The organism is Acidiferrobacter sp. SPIII_3, from assembly GCF_003184265.1.
Taxonomy (GTDB): Bacteria; Pseudomonadota; Gammaproteobacteria; order Acidiferrobacterales; family Acidiferrobacteraceae; genus Acidiferrobacter.
This window is the reverse complement of sequence record NZ_CP027663.1, coordinates 2,442,481-2,465,862: the sequence shown is the minus strand read 5'-3', so window position 1 is coordinate 2,465,862 and position 23,382 is coordinate 2,442,481. Positions and strand designations below refer to the sequence as shown.

At 63.5% G+C, this 23,382-nt stretch carries 20 protein-coding genes; 16 read left to right on the top strand and 4 right to left on the bottom strand.

The genetic code is table 11. The features are described from left to right. Window positions 1-436: 436 nt before the first annotated feature. From C4901_RS12370 to C4901_RS12360, 3 genes are all read right to left on the bottom strand, one after another. Window positions 437-2,629: an EAL domain-containing protein gene (locus C4901_RS12370; protein WP_168185719.1), complete on the bottom strand. Its 2,193-nt coding sequence runs from the start codon at window positions 2,627-2,629 to the stop codon at window positions 437-439. A gap of 802 nt (window positions 2,630-3,431) precedes the next feature. Further along, window positions 3,432-4,154: a DUF2459 domain-containing protein gene (locus C4901_RS12365; protein ID WP_110137595.1), complete on the bottom strand. Its 723-nt coding sequence runs from the start codon at window positions 4,152-4,154 to the stop codon at window positions 3,432-3,434. After that, entirely contained in the window at window positions 4,144-5,520 is a 1,377-nt protein-coding gene (locus C4901_RS12360; protein WP_205735985.1) for an MFS transporter, read from the bottom strand. The genes C4901_RS12365 and C4901_RS12360 overlap by 11 nt, the downstream gene beginning before the upstream one ends. Before the next feature lie 356 nt (window positions 5,521-5,876). On the opposite strand from C4901_RS12360, the gene C4901_RS12355 reads away from it, so the two are divergent. The 5 genes from C4901_RS12355 (at window position 5,877) to C4901_RS12335 (ending at window position 10,769) form a co-directional block, all read left to right on the top strand. Continuing rightward, entirely contained in the window at window positions 5,877-6,170 is a 294-nt protein-coding gene (locus C4901_RS12355; RefSeq protein WP_110137594.1) for a zinc ribbon domain-containing protein, read from the top strand. 427 nt (window positions 6,171-6,597) lie between these two features. Then, entirely contained in the window at window positions 6,598-6,819 is a 222-nt protein-coding gene (locus C4901_RS12350; protein ID WP_110137593.1) for a hypothetical protein, read from the top strand. A gap of 83 nt (window positions 6,820-6,902) precedes the next feature. Beyond that, window positions 6,903-8,240: a sensor histidine kinase gene (locus C4901_RS12345; RefSeq protein WP_110137592.1), complete on the top strand. Its 1,338-nt coding sequence runs from the start codon at window positions 6,903-6,905 to the stop codon at window positions 8,238-8,240. Beyond that, window positions 8,237-9,295: a HupU protein gene (locus C4901_RS12340; protein WP_110137591.1), complete on the top strand. Its 1,059-nt coding sequence runs from the start codon at window positions 8,237-8,239 to the stop codon at window positions 9,293-9,295. The genes C4901_RS12345 and C4901_RS12340 overlap by 4 nt, the downstream gene beginning before the upstream one ends. A 28-nt stretch (window positions 9,296-9,323) precedes the next feature. Further along, window positions 9,324-10,769 (top strand): nickel-dependent hydrogenase large subunit, encoded by a 1,446-nt coding sequence (locus C4901_RS12335; protein WP_110137590.1) that lies wholly within the window; start codon window positions 9,324-9,326, stop codon window positions 10,767-10,769. Window positions 10,770-11,107: 338 nt separating this feature from the next. Here C4901_RS12335 and C4901_RS12330 read toward each other — a convergent pair whose 3' ends face one another. Next, a complete protein-coding gene (locus tag C4901_RS12330) occupies window positions 11,108-11,353 on the bottom strand; it encodes a hypothetical protein (RefSeq protein ID WP_145960716.1) in 246 nt (81 codons plus the stop codon). A gap of 1,570 nt (window positions 11,354-12,923) precedes the next feature. Here C4901_RS12330 and C4901_RS12320 point away from each other — a divergent pair. The 11 genes from C4901_RS12320 (at window position 12,924) to hypF (ending at window position 23,381) form a co-directional block, all read left to right on the top strand. After that, window positions 12,924-14,042: a hydrogenase small subunit gene (locus C4901_RS12320; RefSeq protein ID WP_110137587.1), complete on the top strand. Its 1,119-nt coding sequence runs from the start codon at window positions 12,924-12,926 to the stop codon at window positions 14,040-14,042. Next, window positions 14,039-15,832: a nickel-dependent hydrogenase large subunit gene (locus tag C4901_RS12315; protein WP_110137586.1), complete on the top strand. Its 1,794-nt coding sequence runs from the start codon at window positions 14,039-14,041 to the stop codon at window positions 15,830-15,832. The genes C4901_RS12320 and C4901_RS12315 overlap by 4 nt, the downstream gene beginning before the upstream one ends. A 10-nt stretch (window positions 15,833-15,842) precedes the next feature. Next, window positions 15,843-16,544: a Ni/Fe-hydrogenase, b-type cytochrome subunit gene (gene cybH / locus C4901_RS12310; protein WP_205735983.1), complete on the top strand. Its 702-nt coding sequence runs from the start codon at window positions 15,843-15,845 to the stop codon at window positions 16,542-16,544. 8 nt (window positions 16,545-16,552) lie between these two features. Then, complete coding sequence (locus tag C4901_RS12305; RefSeq protein ID WP_110137585.1) at window positions 16,553-17,131, top strand: HyaD/HybD family hydrogenase maturation endopeptidase; 579 nt, start codon at window positions 16,553-16,555, stop codon at window positions 17,129-17,131. Then, window positions 17,122-17,490, top strand: coding sequence for a HypC/HybG/HupF family hydrogenase formation chaperone (locus tag C4901_RS12300; protein WP_110137584.1), 369 nt, complete (start codon window positions 17,122-17,124; stop codon window positions 17,488-17,490). Before C4901_RS12305 ends, C4901_RS12300 begins: the two co-directional genes overlap by 10 nt. Window positions 17,491-17,495: 5 nt before the next feature. Continuing rightward, complete coding sequence (locus C4901_RS12295) at window positions 17,496-18,242, top strand: hydrogenase expression/formation protein (RefSeq protein ID WP_168185717.1); 747 nt, start codon at window positions 17,496-17,498, stop codon at window positions 18,240-18,242. A gap of 4 nt (window positions 18,243-18,246) precedes the next feature. Then, window positions 18,247-18,762, top strand: coding sequence for a [NiFe]-hydrogenase assembly chaperone HybE (gene hybE, locus C4901_RS12290; protein WP_168185716.1), 516 nt, complete (start codon window positions 18,247-18,249; stop codon window positions 18,760-18,762). Window positions 18,763-19,425: 663 nt separating this feature from the next. After that, window positions 19,426-19,845, top strand: coding sequence for a nickel-dependent hydrogenase large subunit (locus C4901_RS17765; protein WP_168185715.1), 420 nt, complete (start codon window positions 19,426-19,428; stop codon window positions 19,843-19,845). Next, window positions 19,845-20,186: a hydrogenase maturation nickel metallochaperone HypA gene (gene hypA / locus C4901_RS12280; RefSeq protein WP_110137580.1), complete on the top strand. Its 342-nt coding sequence runs from the start codon at window positions 19,845-19,847 to the stop codon at window positions 20,184-20,186. The genes C4901_RS17765 and hypA overlap by 1 nt, the downstream gene beginning before the upstream one ends. After that, the gene (gene hypB / locus C4901_RS12275) at window positions 20,186-21,067 is read left to right on the top strand and encodes a hydrogenase nickel incorporation protein HypB (protein WP_110137579.1); all 882 of its coding nucleotides are present in this window, start codon (window positions 20,186-20,188) and stop codon (window positions 21,065-21,067) included. The genes hypA and hypB overlap by 1 nt, the downstream gene beginning before the upstream one ends. Before the next feature lies 1 nt (window position 21,068). Next, entirely contained in the window at window positions 21,069-23,381 is a 2,313-nt protein-coding gene (gene hypF, locus C4901_RS12270; RefSeq protein ID WP_110137578.1) for a carbamoyltransferase HypF, read from the top strand. Window position 23,382: the final 1 nt, after the last annotated feature.

Genomic DNA, 23,382 nt, shown 5'->3' with positions numbered 1-23,382 from the left:
TGGCTGTACGGTTCACCGTGAGGCGCGATACTGGTGGAAATCATGAAGTCGCGCGTCCCTGCGCCCTATTGCCGTCCCCTGGCACCTCGGTCCTGGCGCGCAAACCGGCAGGTTTTCCCCAGGACGCGTCTATCATGCGGGGAGCGCTTTACGCGAGCATTAAGGCCCGATGACATCCGCATGTCATGCGCCTTTCTGGCACGACATCAGTCATGGTCGTGGTGGATGCGAGGGGGCAGTGCGCGGCCTGTCGGCTGCCATGCAGAAGGCATGCGGCGCCATGGCCGCGGTCGGAACGAGGCGGCATGGTGGTAAACTTTCCTATCTCATGGGATGGTGATGAAGCCGTCCCATCTCCGGCACGAGCGATCACGGCCCATGCGTGCGTCGGGTGCACGACCCTTCGGGAGCGCGCAGTGCCGGGTTGGTGCATCGATCACGATGGCCGCGCAGGCCGTCGGCCTTGGCGCATCCGCGGATTGGTGCGCGCCGTAGTGCCCCGTTGGGTCGTCTGCGCGGCCTGTCGGCGGCTGGCTCCCAAGCGCGCCGCGGAGCGGGACCCGGAGGTCGCTACCGCCGATGCTTCCGTCACGATGTGGGCGCGCAGTAAGGCTTCCACGGCTTGGTGGGCATCCCCATAACCCACGGAATCGGCGCCGGCCTGCGCGCAGTCGAGGAGGTGCGCATGCGCATGGCCGAGGGCGGTGTCTTCAAGGTCATGCGCGTGCAGGTAATAGGCGAGCCCGCTCGGCTCGGAGAGGACGGCGCGCAAGAATTCAGACCGTGTTCCGGCCAGGATCATGAGCGCGTTACGCAGGATCATGGCGGCATAGGCGCCGAGTGCGGTGCGCGGGTGGCGGGGCTCTATCGCAAGCGGCGCGTGCCTCCAGCGCCTGATGTCGTTTGCGGCCATGGGGCGCGCGATCGCATAGCCCTGCCCGAAGTCGGCTCCGAGGATGGCGGCGGCCTCTATGAGGCCGCCGGTCTCCAGGCCCTCCACGGTAACGCGAATGCCGACATCGTGCGCCAGGTGCGTAAGGTGATAGATGAAGCGTAGCGCCTTGTGCGGTGCTTGCGCCGCGGCGCGCACGAGACCGTGGTCGATCTTGACGTCATCCACACCCAATTGTTCCATGCGGATGAGTGAGCTGTATCCAGACCCGAGATCGTCCTGCGCGAGCCGCACGCCGAGTGCCTTCCATTGCGGAAGCAGCTTGGTGCGGGCCTGCTTGTTGTCGATCTCGCCGTTTTCGAGAAGTTCGAGCGTGATACGTTCTGGTTCCATGGGTGAGTCACGCAGGATCTCGCGGGCTATGCGCAGATATTCGTCATCGACGAACGCCTGCGTCGGCAGGTTCACGGCCACCGAGGTGACAAGGCCCTGGTCCTGCCAATCGCGCAGGTCGCGCAGCGCCTGACGCAGACCCAGCGCAAAGAGTTGACGGAGTTCATGTTCGCCGAACGCCGCGAGGAAGTCGCCAGGAGCGGCGTAGGTGCCATCGTGTTTGTCGAGACGCGCCAGCGCCTCGACTTTTGCGAGGCCGCCCGATCGCAAATCGATGACCGGTTGATAGAGCATCACGAGGTCGCCGCGGCTTAACGTCTCGCGGTAGGCGATGCGCGCAGGATGGCTTATGACATGTCCCGAGGCCGCGCCCTGGGCGATCACCGTCTCGAGTCCGGCGCGTATGTGCGTCAACAGATTGACCCGGCGTGGCACGCTGAAATATCCGGGCCAGCTATGATACAAGCTCAGGAGCGCGCGCGGGCAGCCGGCGCGGTCCGCCAGGGGAATGGTGGCCTGGGAGACATAGCCGAGCCTGCGCGCGTACTCATGCCAGGGAGCGAAGGTGTGGTCGGAAGCGATGATGAGCGCCTGCTGGATCTGATTGGAGCGCCAGGCGCGGCCCGAGGGGCCGAGGCCGCGTGGGTCGCCGTCGCGGATTGTCGGGACGATGTTGCAGGCGAGCAGGGAGGCCACATGGCGCTCCATCGTCTCTCCGACCACGATCTCACACTGGATGTCACCGCGGCTATCGGGGCGCGCGAAGGTGCCGGCGACCATGCCGGGCAGGGCGGTGAGGTGATTTAGGGCCTGGCGCACCAGATCATTGAAGGTCATCGCGCCTTGGAGCAGGCCGGATATTTGCGCGACCGCCTCTTGCTCCGCGCGTGCAAGAATCTCCCGGCCATGTACCTGGGCGTTGAGATTGGCCATGACGCGCATCGTTACGGCCGAGCGAATGTGTACGCGCCTATCAGGCGCGCCAATCCAGGGGCCGAGGCGCTGCAGGAGCCGTTCCAGATAGAGCGCATAGGAGTCGACGAGCCAACTCGTTTTGATGCCGAGGAAGCTGTAGATCTGCCCGGTGGCAATCGCCTCCCGCTCGTGGGTGTTGCGGTCGAGGTCGGGATCGAGGAGATGGCGCAATTGCGCGAGCGGTCTTGCCTGTGTGTGCGCGAACTGCTCCGGCGTCAGAAGGGCTATGACGTCCTCGGGGCCGGCGTGCCGAAAGAGCCCACGCTGAAAGGCCGCGATCAGTTGATCGTCGATATCCGATACATACCCCTGCGCCGCATGCAGAAGATGGGCCGCGTGTCGCCCGAAGGGATCGAGGTCTTCGTTCATGGTGAAAGGCTCCCGTGACGAGGCTCGCGAGGTCGTGAGATCCGTCTCCAAACGGACCCCGGACTTGCCGGATATTGGCGCCCAAACTATAAACCTCGGCGATCGCACCTTCTTTGTCAAGTCAAGATAGGCGCAGCGGCACGTCGATGATGGACGTGTGGGAGCGCGGGATCCGCATGGCGGGCATGGTGGCGGCGCACCGTTTCCCTCACCCGCGTCTCGCTCATTGCCGGCCGGGCGTCTCGCGGCGGATCTTTGCGCGCTGCCGCTATTTGCGCCTCTTATGCGCCTTTTCATCAGGTCGCGGCCCGGCGATGAGGGTGTCTGGATCTCGCCGAACCGCGCGTTTTCCGCGCCCAGGTGGACAAGCGTACGCCTCATGTCGCGGGCCGGCCGATGCGGGATATGGTGTTTGAGATCGCGATCGCACAGCCCTCGCGCGCGGGGGGGGGGGGGGGGGGGGATGGGGGGGGGGGGGTGATTCCCGTGACTTGCCTAGAACTCTCAGTCAGCGAGTTGCGCGACGACGTCGCCGCGGTTGGCGGGCGCCAAAAGCGCGGCGACATATCGCACCGATCTTGCGGGCCAAGAGATCCGCACGGATGCGTATCGGGGCGAGGATTTGGGTTGCGCGATGCGTACGCGTCAGGGAACGTCATGTCTGCCGGCCGATTCGTGCCTTCGCGGATCGCCAGCGTCTTCCGGGTTTTCCAAAATGGCGGATATTCGAAATGCCTACATCTCCATGGCCATGGTGGATACGAGCGGACCGGTTTTTCAGCGGGCGGCGAATGGGCCGTTGTCAAGATGACGGCTTGTGTCCGGGGGTGATCACGGGTGTGGTCTGGAAGCGACGCAGGGGGGCGACACGCAAGGCGCTGCCGACCTGACCGGCAAACAGGACACCGGTACTGGTGGCCGGTAGCCGCGCGGCGTGCAAGGCTTGCATGGTCCAGGTGTTGCAGGTGTGGAAAGCGTCATAGGTCCCGGTCGACGCGAAAAAAAGCCCACGGCGACCGTGCGCCCCCAGGGCCTCGAGATGGTCGCGGGGATGCGCAAAGGCCCGATCGAGAAAGACGCGCAGGCCCCGCCAGCCGCCCGCTGGCAGGTGTAGCCATGTGCGGTGTCGCGATGATCGAAGCTCCGGTCGGGGTCGCCAGGGCCGGACGTGGATGACGCTTGCCGACGGAAACAGGGCGGCAAGGCCAGTCAGGAGGCCCGGGTCACGGGCCATGTAATAACGGCGTTGCCCCCAACCGAGGATCACGAAGGGCGCCGGCGCGAGCCGAATCCGTAGGGACCTCAAGACGCCGGTCAACTCCGCCTCGGGCACGATCAGGCCCGTGTGCCAACCCTCGCGTACGATCCCCAGGGCTGGTCCCGGCGCGATCGCGGGCATGGGTGTGGTGGGCGCCGATGCCGAGGGCCGGGCACAGCCGGCCAGGACGAGCAGGGCCACGGCCGGCGTCGCGAGCCGGGCTGTAGATTGCCCGCGCCGGCCGGCGGATGTGTACTTAGTGCCCATGGTTCTCTAGGGCCTCGAGGGTGTGTCCGGCGGGTTCCACCGGACAGCCGCGGGTCACCCCGGCGCCGATGAGCGAAACGCCGGCCATGAGCACGAGGACGATGGGTAGTCCCCAGGCGGCCTCCAGGCGCGGAAAGATGATCGCCGAGAACGCCGCGCCCAGCCGCGAGACCGCCGTCGCAAGCCCCCCTGCGCTGGCGCGCAGTTCGGTTGGGAAGATCTCGACGGAAAGTGCCATGGCGGTAACCCCTGGACCGATACCAGTCCCCAGGGAATAGACCGCGGACCCGGCGTAAACGCTCACCACTTCATGGGTCGCGATACCGAAGGCGAACAACAGCAGGCCCACGACCATGAGCCCGAATCCCGCGGTCTGCAGTGGGATGCGGCCCCAACGGTCGAGACGCCGGTAGATGAACAGGATACCGGCGGTCGAGACCAGCAGGAATGCGGCGTTGATACCGGCGGCGGCGGTGTTGTTGCCGGCTAGTCCTTGCATGCGCAGGATCAGTGGGAAGTAAAGACCGATGCCAAGACCCACGATGTCAAGACAGGTCCAGGGGACGAGACTCAAGGCCAGCCGCTTGCGCCAGGGACGCTGGAAGAGGATGGCGGTACGGCGCACGGTCCCGGAGAAACGCGCCAGGACATCCGTGACTCGTGCTTCGCCCCACGCCGGATGCAGGCGCTGCAGGGCCTCGCGCGCCGCACCCTGCGATCCGCGACGCATGAGCCAGCGCGGCGATTCGGGGATGCGGCGGCGCAGCCATAGCAAGACCAGCGCCGGCAGCAGGGCCGCGCCGAGCATGAGGCGCCAGGAGTCGGGTCCGAGACGTAGCAGCGCAAGCCCCAACAGCGTCGAGGCGAAGGCCCCCAGATACCAGGCGACGTTGATGCCGGCAAAACCCTGCCCGCGGTCGCCTTCGCCGCTGTATTCGGCGACGACCGTGGCCACCAGTGGGTAATCCATGCCGACCGCGAGTCCGACCACAAAGCGGGCGATCCACAGGGTTGTAAGGTCCGGGCTGAGGGCGCTGGCGATGGCGCCGAGGGCATACAGGGCGACATTGGGGAGGAGTAGGGCGCGGCGCCCGAAGCGATCGACCAGGCGGCCGCCGATGAGGCCGCCAAGCAGCGACCCGATGAGGGCGGCGGCCATGAGGTTCCCGACGGCCCCGGCCCGCAGATGCCATTGAGTGCGGAGTGGTAGCAAGGCGATGGCCATGATGCTCAGGTCGAAGCCGTCGAGGAACATGCCGAGGCTCGCCGCGCGCACCGCTTGCTGCGCGAGAAGACCGGGTTGGTCGTCATGACCGGGCGCCCCGGGGCCCGGTGTTGATTTCCCCCCATCATCGCTGTGATCCACTTACCCCCCTTGCGCCCCGTTCTCGCTTCGGTCGTCGTTTCTTTAGAAGCGCAGTCTAGCAAATTTGCGCCGACGGCATGGGTTAGGACACTGCCGGATAGGTCGCGGGTTCTGGTCCGATGGGAACCCGCGTACGCGGTTTGCGATGGCGGCGGCATGCGATGACGGGATCGGGTATGGCATGCCCAAGGGGAGCGGGCCATGACGGCGGGTCCGAGGACATGTCTGGCCGGGCGGCCATCTGGACTGTTATCCTAGCGTGACAGGGCGTGCCGATAGCGCGGGTCGTCCACGGTGTTTACGGTCCGCGATGCGTGGTTTTGGGTCGTGGCATCAGATTGGGTACGGATATGAGAATGAGCTTCAAGGCATTAGCGGCAGCATTGAAGAAGCAGTGGATAGCCGAGCGTACGCGTTGCCAGAGTTGTGGTATGCCAGTCATCTATGACAAGAAGTATCGGCCGGGTAGTGACTATTGCAGTTATTGCCACGATGGAAATTCGTTTGTAAAGGACATGCGGCTGTCCGATATGCGGGCGCGGGTGAAGGGCTTGTTGGAGAACCGCAAGGCCCCGGCGCTGGTCCGCTTTTATATGCACTGGCGGCTCGCCACCCTCAGGCGTTGGCGCAAATCCGCGGGCCTGCGTTGAATCACGATGCGATCTTGAGTGCCACAAACGGTCGTATTCATATCACGCGAATATCATCGAGAAATCATCCGCTGTGGCGGTCCCGAATGGGCGGCGGGTTGCGCGCCACGCCGTTCGTCGGGCTGCACCTCTAGCGCATCGTCCACGCGGTATCCCCATTATCTCGGGCGGCGCGGTTCCCGAATCCATAGTGTCCCAGAGGACGTCGGTTGTGGTCCGTGTCCAGCCTGGTTGCTACTGCGACCATCCGCGGGCCTGCCTTCGTGCTGTCACGCGTATCCCGCGCGGTATGTCGTGCCCAGTTGTGAGCAGACACCCGAGAGTGGTCCTGGACGCGGATCGAGGTTGTGGCGTAAGGGTGGCCCGGCGGGCCCCTGGGCATCGTAGAGTCCGGGCGTGCCGATTGCTCGTCTGCGGGGAAGGGCTGATGAACCGGCCGACTGTCGAGGTGGCGCATGAACCGGCCCTCTTCTCGACCCGGTCTCCCGATGAGGCCGGAGGGTGTTATCAGCAGCTTGTGTATGGAGTCACCACCATGATGTCCTTAGTTCAGGCACGCAACAGGCCCGGGCGCCTTTTGCGGATCTTTGCGCTCGGCGTGAGCCTTGCCGCGGTGCAGGTGGCATTCTCGCTCTTTGTTGTTCTATGACCTAATCGCGCCCTTGCCAGCAGGCGTTGCGGCGCGGATATTAGCGTTTAGGAAACCGGAGACGCGGGGCGGGACGCGACGGAATGGGGCGAACGACGACACTGCGGGGAGGGCTTGGGGGCGCATCGGCGACGGCTGCGGAGCAGGCGTGGGTTGAGGTCATCGAGAAGATGGACGAGACCTACGCGGAGTTGGTTCGTTATGAGGTGGAGCTCGAGGACAAGAATGCGACCCTCGAGGAGACGCAAGGTTTTCTCGCCAGCGTGTTGGCATCCATGTCCGATGTCCTTGTGGTGTGTGACCATAACGGACTTGTACAACAGGTCAATGAGTCCCTGGAGGTGATCGTCGGTGTAAAGGCCTCGGAACTTGCCGGACGGCTCTTACCCTCACTGTTTGTCGCCGACCACCGGGATATGGTCTCCGACCTCCTGATGCGCGTGCGTCGGGCACCCCTGCATGATCACGAATTGCGGCTCGATAACGGTGCGCAGGGGACACCGGTGAGCATGAATTGCACGGCACGGCGTGACCATCGCGGGCGTTTCGCGGGTGTCGTTCTCATAGGTCGGCCGCTGGGGGAATTGCGGCGCGCCTACGAGGCATTGCACCAGGCCCATGAGGAATTGAAGGGAGCCCAGCGCCGGCTGCTGGAGGCCGAGAAGATGGCGTCGCTCGGTCGGCTGGTGGCGGGCGTTGCCCATGAGATCAATAATCCGGTCAGCTTCGTCTATAGCAACGTCTATGCCTTGTGCCGCTATATCAAACACCTGACGGAGTACCTGGACTGCGTGCATGGACATGGGCTGGGGGCCGCGCAGGAGGCGCTGCGTGCGCGCCTGCGCATCGATCACACGGTCGCTGATATCGACCCCTTGATGGCAGGCGCCATGGAGGGGTGCGAGCGGGTCCGGGATATCGTGCAGGGGCTGCGCGAGTTCTCGGCATCGACCCCGAGAGAGACCCGGCCATTCGATCTTGTGCCGGTCCTGAGGCGGGCGGCGGCATGGGTGGCTCGGGTCGTCCCACATACTCTTGTGGTTGAATACGATCTGCCCGAGACTCTTATGTGGCGCGGGCACCCCGGACGCTGGCAGCAAGTATTTACCAATATCCTGCAAAACGCCAACGATGCCATGGCTGATCTTGCCGCGCCGCGGGTCTTCATACATGCCGGTCAGGATGCGGATCGTGCCTGGGTGGAGGTGCGTGATGTCGGCCCCGGCATACCCAAAGATGCGATGGAGCGAATCTTTGAGCCGTTTTTTACAGGCAAGCGGGTGGGCGAGGGTCTGGGTCTCGGGCTTGCCATCAGTTATGGTATCGTGAGCGAGGCAGGCGGCCTTCTGTCCGCCCATAATCATGACGGTGGCGGCGCAGTCTTCCGCGTGGAGCTCCCCGTGACCGAGTCCGGCGCATGACGGGGCGTCTCTCAGTCTTGTGGCTGCAGTCTGGTGGGTGTGGCGGCTGCACAATGTCGTTATTGTGCGCGCAGCCGGGTGATTTGCTCACGTCGTTCGATGATGCCCATGTCGAGCTGGCTTGGCACCCCTCATTGTCGGCGGCCTCTGGAGACGAGACGCGGGCACTTCTCGATCGCTTCGAGAGCGGCATTGAACCGCTCGGGATCTTGTGCGTCGAGGGGGCGATCTTGCGGGGACCGGCCGGGACTGGCCGGTTCCATCGCGCGAGCGGCACCGGCGAACCGATGTGGGAGCGCGTACGACGATTGGCGGCCCGCGCTGAATACTGCGTGGCGGTGGGTGGTTGCAGCGCCTATGGGGGCATGACGGCCGCCGGGTCGAATCCCGCGGAGGCCTGTGGTCTGCAATATGAGGGACGACGGCGGGGCGGCGCGTTGGGGCCGAGCTACACCAGTCGGCGGGGGATGCCTGTCATCAACATCGCCGGCTGCCCGATCCACCCCGGATGGGTCGTGGAGACGTTGGGCTTGTTGGCCCGTCATCACCTACGCATTGCGGATCTCGACTTGTGGCAACGTCCGCGATTTATCGCCGACCATCTGGTCCATCATGGATGTCCGCGCAACGAATACTATGAATACAAGGCCAGTGCCCGCGAGCCGGGACAACTCGGTTGTCTGATGGAGCACCTCGGTTGTCTTGGCACCCAGGCCCATGGCGACTGCAACCTGCGTTCCTGGAACGGCGAGGGGTCGTGTACTCGCGGGGGTTACGCCTGCATCAATTGCACGGACCCGGAATTCGAGGAGCCGAGGCACTCTTTTTTGGAGACCCCCAAGATCGCGGGCATACCTGTCGGTCTGCCGACGGACATGCCCAAGGCCTGGTTCGTCGCTTTGTCGTCGCTGGCCAAGGCGGCAACCCCCGATCGCCTACGTCGCAATGCGCAGGCATCACGTATCGTAGTTGCGCCGGCAGACGGTCCGCACGGCGCACGTGTGGAGGGAGCGGCGGTGAGGCGGTCCGGACGCCGCCGGCCGCGAAAGGACTGATGGGTCCGGTACGGACAGGTAGGGGCGGGTGACGCGCATCGTCGTCGGGCCGTTCAATCGCGTCGAGGGGGACCTTGAGGTGCGCCTCGATGTCGCGGGTGGGCGGGTGCGGGAGGCCTATGTGAACTCGCCGCTCTATCGGGGGTTCGAGCAGATCCTGCAGGGGCGGGAGCCAGCGGACGCCTTGGTGGTAGTTCCGCGTATATGCGGCATCTGCTCGGTCGCACAGTCACGGGCGGCGGCGCTGGCGCTCGCGCAGGCGGCCAACGTGACTCCCCCGGAGAATGCCTTTCTGGTCGCCAATCTCCTGCTTGGGGCGGAGAATCTGGCGGACCATTTCATGCACTTCTATCTTTTTTTCATGCCGGATTTCGCGCAGCCCCTATATGCGGATGCCCCGTGGTATGAGCAGATTCACGCCCGTTTCGCCGCACTTCGAGGCACGGCTGCCCGCGAGGTCATGGCGGTACGCGCCGACCTCCTGCATGTCGCCGGCATCCTCGGGGGTAAGTGGCCGCATACATTGGGCCTGCAGCCTTCGGGCGTGACTCGCGCCGTGGGTGCCGCGGAGCTCTTGCGGCTGCGCGCCGCACTTTCGCGGTTCCGGCGTTATCTGGAAGAGCGCACCTTTGGGTGCGCTCTGTCGGCGTTCGTGGATTTCGATCCCGATGCATTGGACGCGGGGCGCGCCCCCGGGGCCCGTGATGCCGATCTCGCTCATTTTCTGCATGTGGCCCGGGAACTGCGCCTAGAAGATCTGGGGCGCGGACCCGGTCGCTATATGAGTTATGGGGCCTACGCCGATGCTGGCGGCCCGCTCTTCGCTGCGGGCATGTGGGACGACGCGTCCGCGCCGCTCGATGTCAGCCAGATTACGGAAGACACAAGCCACGGTTGGTTCAGCGATGGCGCAGGCCCGCTGCATCCGGCCCAGGGCGTGACCGATCCCGACGTGGATCGGCCTGGAAGTTATTCGTTCGTGAAGGCGCCGCGGTTGGCCGGACGTCCCTGCGAGGTTGGCCCTTTGGCCCGTCAACTCATTTCCGGGCAGTCCTTGATCCATGCCCTAGTTTTGCGGGCTGGGAGCAATGTGTTGAGCCGCATATTGGCGCGATTCGCCGAGATGGCGATCGTGGTCCAAGCCATGGAGGACTGGATCGAGGCGATCGACCCGGATGCGCCTTTCTGTGGTCCGCCCGTAGCCTATCCGCAAGAGGTGCGTGGTGCCGGGCTGATCGAGGCCGCACGCGGTAGTCTCGGTCACTGGCTCCAAGTGCGTGACGGTCGCATCGCAAACTACCAGATCATCGCGCCCACGACCTGGAACTTCTCGCCGCGCGATCGCGAGGGTGTGCCCGGCCCCCTAGAACAAGCGCTCGTTGGGGCACCAGTTCGGGCGGGGGAGCGCCAACCGATCGCGGTTGCGCACATCGTCCGCTCCTTCGATCCCTGTATGGTCTGCACCGTGCACTAAGTGCCTTGCTTCGTCAGGTTCGCCATGTCACTGCCCCAAAACCCTCGAAGTTTATTCCAGGACGTCGCCCGAACGATAAAAAAAGGGGGGGTGATTCGCGCGCCGGAATACCACCTGCAAACGCATAGCGCGTCTAGGTTGCCGCACACAACCGCCTTATCGCCGGACCTTGCGGCCTTCTGACGCTCCAGAGGGTCGGAAGGCTCCGCCACACGCTGCGCTGCAAGCGCCGTTTCCTCATCCGGAACACCTTGCCCGACAATCGAACCCCCCAGCAAAGGGGGACAGGGTGGTGTCCCGTTCCGGCGCAAGAGGGCGCAAGCGCGTGTGGAGCGTAATCACGCCGGTTCCTCTGCGGCGCAGGCGGCCAGCGCCCGCAGGGCGCGGTGTCGGGCAGACCACCGGTCCGGCAGTCGGGCACAAAAGGAGGTAAGCATGGAAATCATGTCCTGTACCAGATCGGCCTTGCGTTCTGATTCATCCACAACCGGCAGTTTACCGACGCGCGCGGCCAGCGCCGCCCCCGGGGGCTCGGCGCCGAATCGCATGAGCCGATCGCGATGCTCCATGACCACTTGTTCCACCGTGCTATCGCCCAAGCACTTCGCTTCATGTGTAGTAAGATAACGTGAATATATTAACCATGCTAGATATACGGAAATCGTGTCCAACAAGATGCCTGAGCATCTGGTTCGGCGGTATCCTATAGGACAAAGATCATGGTTGCGAGGGAACCATGATTCCAGGGGATGGTATCGTCTATCGGTACCTCAAGCGCCTTGGATCCTGGTGCTTGCGCCCGGCATGGCGGAGGCGGGGCCGTGACATGCGCTAGTGGATCTTTTGTCCCACCTGTACAGGCGTACTCAACCAAGCCCGGTACATGTCCCGGGAAATCGCTGGCGGCTGCAAGGGGACGCGTGCCGGTCAGGAGCGATAATGGAGAGTGGAGGCGGTGGAGACCCTCAGGAAGGCCTCTTTTATAAAGCGCTCGTCGCGGAATTCGTGGAATGCAATGAGATCCCGATGTATCGAGTCTTGGTGATGTCAGCGAAGGAAGATGGCCATAAACCGGCCCTGATAAGCGGAATGTCGCTGGCTACATGCGTTATACGTTTGTTGACGTCGTAAAGTGGCTGAAGATATGGAAGGCGAGTCATGACGTAGAACGCCGCGTTAATGGGATCTGCAATCGAGATCGTGGTGCCCTGATTCGTACGTTGCCAACGGGCGCATCGGTGCGGGGGTATCCAGATATGCCAGGATGTCGCGCATCCCCGGAGGGCAGAACAGTGGAACAGCCGTTAGTCATAACCTTTGAAGGCGCCATTATGCCGGAATATCGGTCATGGTATCACCATTGCGACCATGGCTTATTTCCCTTGCTGACAACACTGCGGGCGGGCGCGCAGGATGCCGGTCATCGAGGGGCGGGGTGCGGACTTGGGCGGAGGCGGTGTGTTCGCTGTCCGCGGACGATCCTTGCTGATAGTGCTCCAGATATCGGTTTATACCCGTCATAATCACGGAATCTGCCGCGCCAGCCCCGACGTCAAGGCGTGGAGTGAGCCACCGGTATGGTCATAGGCGAATGGCTGGCGCGATGCGTGCCGTGTGTCTGGGTGGTACGGGCGGGCGCGCCGGGCGGCAACTGCAGGCCGCACCCGTGCGTATGTGTGCCGGCGTGCGCCGGCGTGCGCCTGGCGCCTGCGCGGCGGATTCGATGTGATCGAGATCCGATCGTTCTTCGCGCAGCACGGGGTGCCCGCGCGCGAGGGCTGTCCGGGTCCCAGGATCGTCGCCACATAGCTGTTGCGCGCCGTGCACGACCGTGAGGCATCGCATATCTGTCGCGGGAAGGTTCTCCTGATCCAGCTGGTTGCTTACGGACGCGCTTTGCGCGCGCCCGCTCGGAGCGGACGGGGCAGCAATATAAGGGGAAGGGTTTGCGGGGGTACCAGGGCCGGGCGGGGTTACGTAACTGGAAACAAACTATCCTGAATTTCGTGCCGCGTGGCAAGGAACCTTCCATGCCGTGTGCCATGTGTGTTCAAGATTACCTTGATATTTCATAGTGATACGTTGGTACCGAGGGGTGGCCCTGATATTGCAGAATGGTCCGTAGCACGATCCATTACGGGAGGGGAGAGCCGAATGGCTGATGACGACACGTTCTACGGTGTGCTGCGCGCCCATGGGGTAACACGCCGCAGTTTTCTTAAATTCTGCGGTCTGACGGCCGCGGCCCTGGGGCTCCAGCCGATCATGGCTGATCGTATTGCCTATGCCTTGGAGACCAAGCCGCGCGTCCCGGTGCTGTGGGTCCACGGGCTCGAATGCACATGTTGCTCGGAATCCTTTATCCGTTCCGGCCATCCGCTCGCAAAGGACGTGATCCTAAAGATGATCTCGCTCGATTACGACGAGACGCTGATGGCCGCTGCCGGCCATCAGGCGCAGCAAATCCTGGAAGAGGTGGCGGAACGTCATAAGGGTCACTACATCCTGGCCGTGGAAGGCAACCCGCCGTTGAACGAGGACGGTATGTACTGCATCGTCGGCGGCAAGCCGTTTGTCGAATCCCTGCGACGCGTGGCGGCCAATGCCCAAGCGGTCATCGCCTGGGGTTCGTGCGCGTCATGGGGATGCGTGCAGGCCGCCCGCCCGAACCCTACACGCGCCACGCCGATCGACAAGGTGATCACGGACAAGCCTGTGATCAAGATCCCCGGCTGCCCCCCGGTGGCCGAGGTCATGACCTCAGTCATTACCTATATGGTGACCTTCGGACGCTTGCCGGAACTCGATGCCCGTGGCCGCCCGGTGATGTTCTATGGGCAACGTATCCATGACAAGTGCTATCGACGCGCCCATTTCGACGCTGGGGAGTATGTCGAGTCATGGGATGACGAGGGCGCTCGTCGCGGGTTTTGCCTCTATAAGATGGGCTGCAAGGGCCCCACCACTTATAACGCCTGTTCGACCTTGCGCTGGAACGGGGGCGTATCGTTCCCGGTGCAGGCGGGCCACGGGTGCATCGGCTGCTCGGAGGAGGCATTTTGGGATAACGGTCCCTTGTACAGCCGTCTGAGCCATGTGCCCGGCTTCGGTGTCCAGGCCGACGCCAATCACATCGGTGGAATCGCCGCCAGTATCACCGGAGGGGCCGCGGCCGCTCATGCCGGGGCGAGCGCTGTAAAACGGCTCCTTGGCCATTCAAAGCGCAACGACCACACGACGCACGATCAGGAAGACAAGGGAGACAAGCCATGACCCGAGTGACGACGCCGAACGGTTTCGTATTGGATAACAGCGGCCGGCGCCTGGTCGTCGATCCCGTCACCCGCATCGAGGGGCATCTACGATGCGAGGTCAATATTGATCAGGACAAGGTCATCCGCAACGCCGTATCCTCCGGTACGATGTGGCGCGGGCTCGAAGTTATCCTGAAGGGGCGGGATCCGCGCGATGCCTGGGCGTTCACGGAGCGGGTGTGCGGCGTATGTACCGGGACTCACGCCTTGACCTCGGTGCGGGCCGTGGAAGACAGCCTGGGGATCCAGATCCCCGAGAACGCGAACATCATCCGTAACATGATGCAGCTCACGCTGTGGACGCAGGACCATCTCGTCCATTTTTACCACCTGCATGCCCTTGACTGGGTGGACGTCATCGATGCCCTGAAGGCGGATCCAAAGGCCACGAGCGCGCTTGCGCAGAGCCTCTCCCCGTGGCCCAATTCGTCGCCCGGCTACTATCGTGAAGTGCAGACTCGATTGCGGCGTTTCGTGGATTCGGGGCAGCTCGGACCTTTTCGGAACGGCTATTGGGGTAATCCAGCCTACAAGTTGCCGGCCGAGGCCAACCTCATGGCCACCGCACACTACCTCGAGGCGTTGGACTTTCAGCGCGAGATCGTCAAGATCCATACGGTCTTTGGCGGCAAGAACCCGCACCCCAACTGGCTCGTCGGGGGCGTGCCGTGCGCCATCAATCTCGATGGGGCGCTTGCCGCCGGCGCGCCTGTGAACATGGTGCAGCTCGAGCTGGTTTCCTCGATCATCGATCGCACCATAGCCTTCATCGATCAGGTCTATCTTCCGGATCTCGTGGCCATCGCCGGCTACTACAAGGATTGGCGCTATGGCGGCGGATTGTCGGGCCACAACGTCCTGTCCTACGGGGACTTTCCAGATCGCGCGAATGACTATGAGACGAGCCTGCTCGTTCCGCGCGGGGCGATCGTAAACGGTGACCTGGGCGCAGTCCAGGACGTGGATCTACGCGATCCCGCCCAGATTCAGGAATTCGTTGACCATTCCTGGTACAGCTACCCCAACGAGGCCGTGGGCCTACACCCCTGGGTCGGCATCACCGACCCGGATTTTCGCTTGGGGGCCAAGACCAAGGGCACCAAGACCGATATTCGAGAGCTCGACGAAAGCGCCAAGTATTCTTTCATCAAGGCCCCGCGATGGCGTGGACATGCCATGGAGGTGGGCCCCCTGTCGCGCTTTACGATCGGCTATGCACGGGGTATTCCCGAATTCAAGGAGCCCGTAGACAAATTGCTGAGCGACCTGTCGTTGCCATTTGCGGCGCTCTTTACGACGCTCGGCCGGACCGCCGCGCGCGGTCTGGAGGCCTCGTGGGCTGCCCATAAACTGCGGTATTTCCATGATCGATTGATGAGTAACCTGAAAGCCGGCGATCTCGCGACCGCCAATGTCGCCAAATGGGAGCCCACGACTTGGCCGCGCGAATCGAAGGGGGTGGGCTTTGCCGAGGCGCCGCGCGGCGCGCTTGGCCATTGGGTCCATATCCGCGAGGGCCGGATCGAGGCTTATCAGATGGTCGTACCCACCACCTGGAACGGTTCGCCGCGCGATCCACACGGCAATATTGGGGCCTTCGAGGCGGCCTTGCTCAACACCCCTCTGGCGGATCCCGGGCAGCCGGTGGAGATCCTGCGCACCTTGCACAGTTTCGATCCGTGTCTTGCATGTTCGACGCATGTCATGGGACCTGATGGCCGAGATCTGTCGCAGATCACGGTCCGGTAGAGGAGATCATATGATGGGCGAAGAGGTGGATGACGCGCAGGCTGTTTACGTCTACGAGGCGCCAGTGCGTCTGTGGCACTGGATCAACGCCGGCGCGCTGGTGGTCCTGATGGCAAGCGGGTATTTCATAGCAAGTCCCCCGCCGAGCCTGAGCGGGGCGGCGAGTGACCATTTTCTGATGGGTGATATCAAGTTCGCGCATTTCGTGGCGGCGTATGTGTTCACCATCGGCTTGGCTGCGCGCCTGTATTGGGCGCTTGTCGGTAATCGTTATGCCCGGCGGCTATTCGTGCCGTTCTCGCGCTCCCGACAGTGGCGACGGGATCTGCTTGCGGAATTACGGTGGTACCTTTTTATTGATCGCAGCGAACCGCGGACGGGCCCCGGCCTCAACCCCTTGGCGCAGCTCATCGTCGGGCTCATGTTTCTGGGCGGCGGTCTGTTCGAGATCGTCACGGGTTTTGCCTTGTATGGGGAGCCGGAGGGTGCCGGGAGCTTCGCTCACCGGTATTTCACGAGCTGGGTCGTGCCGCTCTTTGGCGACAGCCAAAACGTGCATACCTGGCACCATCTCGTGATGTGGTATCTGCTGTGTTTCGTCATTGTGCATGTCTATCTCGCGATCCGTGAAGATGTAATGACCACTCACAGCTCGGTTGGCACCATGATCAGCGGCTGGCGCTACAAGCGGCGCCCCGTCACCAGGCGGTGAGTGCGGGGATGTCGGGCGGCGCGGCAGTGCTTGTGCTCGGGATCGGTAATGTCCTGTGGGCTGATGAAGGGTTTGGGGTGCGCGCGGTGACGAGGCTCCATGCCCGTCATGCATTTCCGCCATCGGTTCGGCTCATGGACGGGGGGACTCAAGGGATGTACCTGTTGCCGCATATCGCTGCCGCGGAGGTACTCGTGATCATCGACGCGGTCGATTATGGTCTTGCACTCGGCACCTTGCATATCGTGCGTGATGCCGAAGTGCCGCGATTTCTCGGTGTAAAGCATATGAGCCTGCATCAGACGGGTTTTCAGGAGGTATTGGGCATGGCGGAACTGCTTGGTTGCGCGCCGCGCACCATGCTGCTGGTCGGTGTCCAGCCGGTCGATATCGAGGCCTACGGTAGCGGCCTCACACCCCCGGTCGCGGCCTGCATCGATCCGGCATGTGACATCGTGTTGGATTTTGTGGCCGGAATGGGTTTTGCGGTAGAGCCCCGCACCGGGACCCCGGACCCGCTTGCCCCGCACTCCGTTATCGGAGGGGACGGTGTGGCACTTTTCGATGTTCCGCGACCATGTGCATAGGCCGCGCCATGCAGGTCGTCGCGGTCGGAGAGGGGCAGGCGTTGTGCGCGGGTCCGTGTGGGCCCGAGCCGGTCGATATGCGGCTTGTCGGGGATCAGCCGGTCGGGGTCTGGGTATATGTCTATCGCCAGACGGCGCGAGAGGTCCTGACGGCCGCCGAGGGGTTACGAATCGTCGCCGCCCTGGAGGCCTTGGAGGTCCTGGCCGCGGGGGGCGAACCGCCTCCGGATGCGTTTGCCGATCTCACTGATCGCGCACCGGAGTTACCAGAGCATCTGCGCACCCAGACGTGCGGCGTGCCATGGGAAGCCGTCACGGGTCGATGGGATCCGGTGGCTCCGAAGCTCAAAAGGGGATGATGAGTATGAATATCGATGCCAGTACCGATATTGAGGGCCGCCGGGCGTTGACGGTGACCGAGCGCATCGCCGGCCGGCTTTTGCGCCTCTTTGAAAGCTATCACCATGGACAACAGGCCGTGTGCGACGTCAGAGACCTGGATGCGGAGGAACGCGCGGGGCTCAAGGACTGGTTGGGAGTGGGGGATGTCGCCCTACGGCTTGATGGAGAGCCTCGTTACGGTATTCAAGAGTCGTGCTTCGCGGGCCTCTGGTGGGTGGGGGGTGCCGAGGCCAAGATGGTGTTTGACGGCTATGTTGAGGTCGGCACTTATCCTCAAGTCATGCGCCGGCGCGCGGGTGTCAATAGTGATATACCGACGATGCCGGAGCGCGCGGACGTGCCTGCGGATCTCATGAATGCACCCCACGTCTGGTCCGAGATTTTGGCGGCAGTTGCGGCGTTCGCGACGACTGGGGCGTCCCATGTGATCAATCTCGACCTGCTCCCGTTTACCGCCGGCGATCACGCGTGGCTCGATCAATGTCTTGGCGAGGGCGCGATATCGGCACAGTCGGGAGGCTATGGTTTCTGCCGGGTGGTGAACACCCGTATTCGTCATGTTTGGCGCGTGCGCCACTACAATGCGTCCGGTCACTTGATCTTGCATAGTCTTGAGGTGACGGATTGCCCGTCGGCCATCTGTGCAACTCCTGAAGATATCGCTGATAGCAAGGCGCGCATCGTAAGCAGCTTTGCGGATGGGAGCTAAGCGGATGACGGTCGCGCGCGGCGCCGATGCGCAGTCAATGGCTGTCCAGACCACGGCCCTGCGTCTGGCGTTCGAGGCTGTGGCGCGCCGGCAGGCGGCGATGCCGTTTTTTCGAAAAGACCTGGCGGTGGAGGTGCTTGCCTTCAGGTCGTGGCAGGATGCGTGGGTCGGGGCCTTGATCACGCCATGGTGCCTCGATGTGGTTGCAATTCCCAAGGAGCGCGGATCTTGGGATCGGCTTTGCGTGGGCGACGGATGCGGTTGGGGGTTTCCGGCGGGCACCTGCGAGCTGTTGGTGGCTGATGTTGGGGGTCTAGGCCGATATCAATCTGCGGTGCTGTTTTCTCCCCTGACAGATTTCGCCCATCAGCGCGAGATACGAAAAGCCGCGCGCGCGGCGCTCGATATGCTATTTGCGGAAGCCACGACACCGTGTCCAATGCCGCCTGTCCCTGCGGCGGACGGGGGGCGGCCGGTATTGACGCGAAGGGCCTTCGTCCGTGGCGCCTGGCGGCAATAGGAGTAGGGAGCGATGATCGGCGCAGACCGCATCCATGTTCGTCTCGGTATCGTGGATGCCAGGGTGGTCGATGTCGATATCCGCTATCATCGAGGCCCGGGCTTGGAGCAACTATTGGTGGGCCGCAGTCCAGACGAGGCACCCAGGATCGCGGCACTCGTCCACCGGATCTGCGCCCACGCCCACGCCGCCGCAGCAGCCACGGCCTGCGCATACGCGCAAAATCTCATCGTGACACAGTCCGAGCGCAGTCGCCGGTGGATTTCCGTACTGACGGAACACGTGACGCAGCACGCATTCAGTCTGTTCGTGGATTGGCCGGGCGCGCTCGGCGAGAGCGCCTCTCTTGCGGCTTATCGCTCGGTGGAGACAGCTGCTCGGGCGGTCGCGTCTTGCGACGCTTCCGATACACTTTCTTTGACGGCGGCTGCCTCCGATCTTTCGATGTGTATCCACGATTCTCTAAAATGGCGCGCATCGCGATGTGACTTGCCCGTCTTCGAGGCCTGGATGCGATCAGGGGAATGCGCCCCGGCGCGTCTGCTCGACGGTCTGCGAGCGAGGGGGTATGGTGGCTATTGGGATGCGTGCGGCGGGCAAAGTGATGAGGCGAAGGTAATGCATGCTGCTGATGGCTGTCGTACGGGAGGCGAGAGCGGCCCCATGAGACGGTATGCAGGGCACCCGCTTTTGCGCGCGCTCGATGTCCGGCACCGGGACGATCTCATGATGCGATTGGTAGCCCGGGTCGTCGAATATCTCGATATGCCGCGATGTCTTGCAGGGCGCCTGCAGTTCCCGTCATGGCGACCTGTGATGGGGCGACGACGTGCCGCAGGTATCGGGACGGGACAGGTCGAGACCGCGCGTGGCCGCTTGCTGCACAGCGTGGAGATCGCGGACGGGACTATACGAGCCTACAAGACGCTATCGCCAACCGAACGGAATTTCCGGCCCAACGGTCCCTTATGGGCGGCGCTCATGCGTCGGAAGGTAGCGGACGTGCAGGCAATCCGAACCTATGCGCGGATGTCTGTGATGGCGCTCGACCCTTGTGTCGCTTGCGATATCGAGGTTGAGTGATGCACGAACTATCTTTATGTGAAGGCCTGTTACGGGCGCTTGAGGGGGAGGCCGGGCGCAGCCATTTCCAGCGCGTGGTCGTGGTCTGGCTTGAGATCGGACCGCTTGCGAATGTCGAGCCCGAGGCGTTGCGCTTTGGTTTCGAGGCCACTACGCAAGGAACCCTGGCCGAAGGGGCGCGACTTGAGATCGTGCCGGTGGCGGCGAGGGCGTGGTGTCTGCCGTGCGGTGGCGAGATCGAGATTGACGGTTATGGGGCCGCGTGCCCGGTGTGCGGGAGCTACCAATGGCAGGTCCTGGCGGGGGACGCGTTACGCATTCAGCAGATCGAGGTGATGTGATGTGCGATAGCTGTGGGTGTGTCGAAGAAGATTCCGTGCTTATGGATGGAGTGCGGATCAAAGGGCACGATCATGGGCACGATCATGGGCACGATCATGGGCACGATCATGGGCACGATCATGGGCACGATCATGGGCACGATCATGGGCACGATCATGGGCACGATCATGGGCACGATCATGGGCACGGCGCGGGTACGAGGCGCATGGTGCAAATGGCACAGGATCTGTTATCCCAGAACGATCATTATGCGCGCCGCAACCGGGCAGTTTTGACGGAGCGCGGCATACTGGCCGTGAACCTGATATCAAGCCCAGGTTCCGGTAAGACGACGCTGCTTGTGCGCACCATAGAGGCGCTGAAGGATCGTCTGCGTATAGCGGTGATCGAGGGGGACCAAAGCACCGCCAACGATGCGGAACGTATTCGCCTGACGGGTGTTCCGGCCGTGCAGATCAATACCGGTAAGGGTTGCCACCTGGACGCTCATATGGTGTCGCATGCCCTGGATCGCCTGCTTCCTCAGGCCCCGCAGATTCTCCTCATAGAGAATGTGGGCAATCTCGTGTGTCCGACGGATTTCGACCTCGGCGAGGCGCATAAGGTGGTCGTGCTATCGGTTACGGAGGGCGAAGACAAACCGATAAAATATCCGGGGATTTTCCATGCCGCGCGCGCCATGCTTTTGAATAAAGTGGATCTCCTGCCCTATCTTACGTTCGACGAGGAGGTATGTCTGGGGTATGCGCGTCGCGTCAATACAGATCTGCGGGTGTTTCCCGTCTCAGCGACACGAGGTGATGGGTTCGACGCTTGGCTCGCGTGGCTCACCGCCGAGCGGGATGGCTCGGTCCTGACGGCCGCCGCCGTGGGGGGTTGAATTGGCGGCGTCTGCTCCCTTTGCGCGCGAGGCTTTCGTCCGGCGTCGGATCCACGTCAAGGGCCTCGTCCAGGGTGTGGGGTTTCGGCCGTTTGTTTATGGTCTGGCCCATGGCCTTGGCCTGAGCGGCACTGTGCGTAATCGTGGTGATGGAGTGGAGATCGAGGTGCAAGGGCCGGGCGTGCTCGTCGATCGTTTTGGTGATCGTCTGGCCAGCGAGCCACCACCGCTTGCGCGCATAGACGCCATTGACATGGAGGTCTTGGCACCGCGCAGCGATGACGGGGTGTTCCACATTGCCACAAGCGAGGCCGGAGTAGTCAGGACCGGTCCACCTCCCGACGCCGCCGTGTGCGTGCCATGCCTGCGCGAACTGTTTGACACGGATGACCGGCGGTATCGCTACCCATTCGTGAACTGCACCAATTGCGGCCCGCGAACCACAATTATTCGGGCGTTGCCTTACGACCGCTTGGCGACATCCATGGCTGAATTTGCATTATGTCCACAATGTCGAAGCGAGTATGAGGACCCCGCGAATCGCCGATTCCACGCCCAGCCCGTGGCCTGCCCGGTATGTGGGCCGCGCCTACAGATGCTGGATGGATCGGGGCGGCCGCGTGAGGATCTGGACGCGATTGCCGCGGCATGGGCCATACTGCGTGATGGCGGCATCCTCGCCGTCAAAGGACTCGGTGGCTTCCATCTGATGGGTGACGCCACGCAGCCGTCGGTCGTCGCGCGCCTGCGGGCATTGAAGCGAAGGCCAACGAGGCCGTTTGCGGTTATGGCGGCCAATTTGCCTTCGGCGCGGATGTGGGTCGATGTCAGCGGTGGCGAGATGCTGTTGGTATCCGCGGCGCGCCCCATTGTGCTCCTTCCAAGACGCGAGGAGGCCGCCAGCGTGGTGGAGCGGATTGCGCCCGGACTGACCACCTTGGGTGTCTTGTTGCCTTATACCCCAGCGCATTACCTGCTCTTTCATGAGGCCGCGGACAGGCCCCGCGGCATCGCATGGCTCGATCGGGCGCAGGCTGCTCTCTGGATATGCACGTCGGCGAATCGGACGGGGGCGCCGTTGATGACCGATAGTGACGAGGTCCGTGAGGGGCTCGGAGCGGAGGTGGACGGCATACTCACGCATGACCGGACCATAGTCGCGCGTGCCGACGATTCGGTGGTGCGGCCGCGTGCCCAGCAGCCGATTATTGTGCGCCGCGCGCGCGGTTATGCCGACGCGGCATTCGCGGCCGACGCCGGGCCTCCGGTGCTGGCGCTTGGCGCCGATCTCAAGAATACCGTATGCATCATCCATGAGCGCCGCGGGTACCTCTCGCCACACATCGGTGATCTCGGCCATCCGGATGCGCGTCGTGCCCTCTCTGGGGCGATAGATCGGCTGGCCGGTCTCATCGGTACGCGACCGGCGGTCGTGGTCCATGATCTCCACCCGGATGGTTATGGGGGAGTGCTCGCGCGTCGCCTGGCCGATGAGTGGGGCGCCGACATTGCGGGTGTGCAACATCATCATGCCCACATTGCCGCGGTGGCGGCCGAACACAAATTTGCGGGGCGGTTGCTCGGATGGGCACTCGACGGATTTGGGTGGGCGCCAGGGAATGCCGCCTGGGGTGGAGAACTCCTGCTTCTTGAGGGGTCGCGGGTGGCGCGTGTCGGACATCTGCGGCCGCTAGCGCTTACCGGGCTCGATCAGGCCGCGCGCGAACCTTGGCGCGTGGCCGCCGCCGTGTTGGTCGAGATGGGCCGTGCCGAGGAGGTCGCGCGGCGTTTCGGAGTGGATCGCGCCCGGGCGATCGAGGCGGTTGTGGCGCGCAGTGGCCGCACCACGAGCGCGGGGCGGCTGTTCGATGCCGTCGCGGCGCTGCTTGGCGGGCCCATTTGCATAACCTACGAAGGCGAGGCCGCCATGTGGCTCGAGGGCGTGGCGCGACGCCACGGGCCGTGCGGCGCCTGGCGCGGGGGCTATCGTATCGCATCCCGCGAGCTTGATATGCGGCCGCTTCTGGCGCGTCTCGTAGACGAGCCGGACGCGGGTCGCGGGGCCGCGCTCTTTCATGCCACGCTGGCGCACGGCCTGGCCGCCATGGCGGCGCAGTATGCCAGGGATCAGGAGGTAATGGCGGTTGCACTGGGCGGGGGATGTTTCGGTAACGAGATACTCTCGACGATGGTTCGCGCGTACCTTGCCGCCGCGGGCATTATGGTATTGGAGGCCCAGAGCTTACCCTCCAATGACGGTGGTATCAGCGCAGGTCAGGCGTGGGTTGCCCTGCGCGCTCAGAGGGGGGAATAAG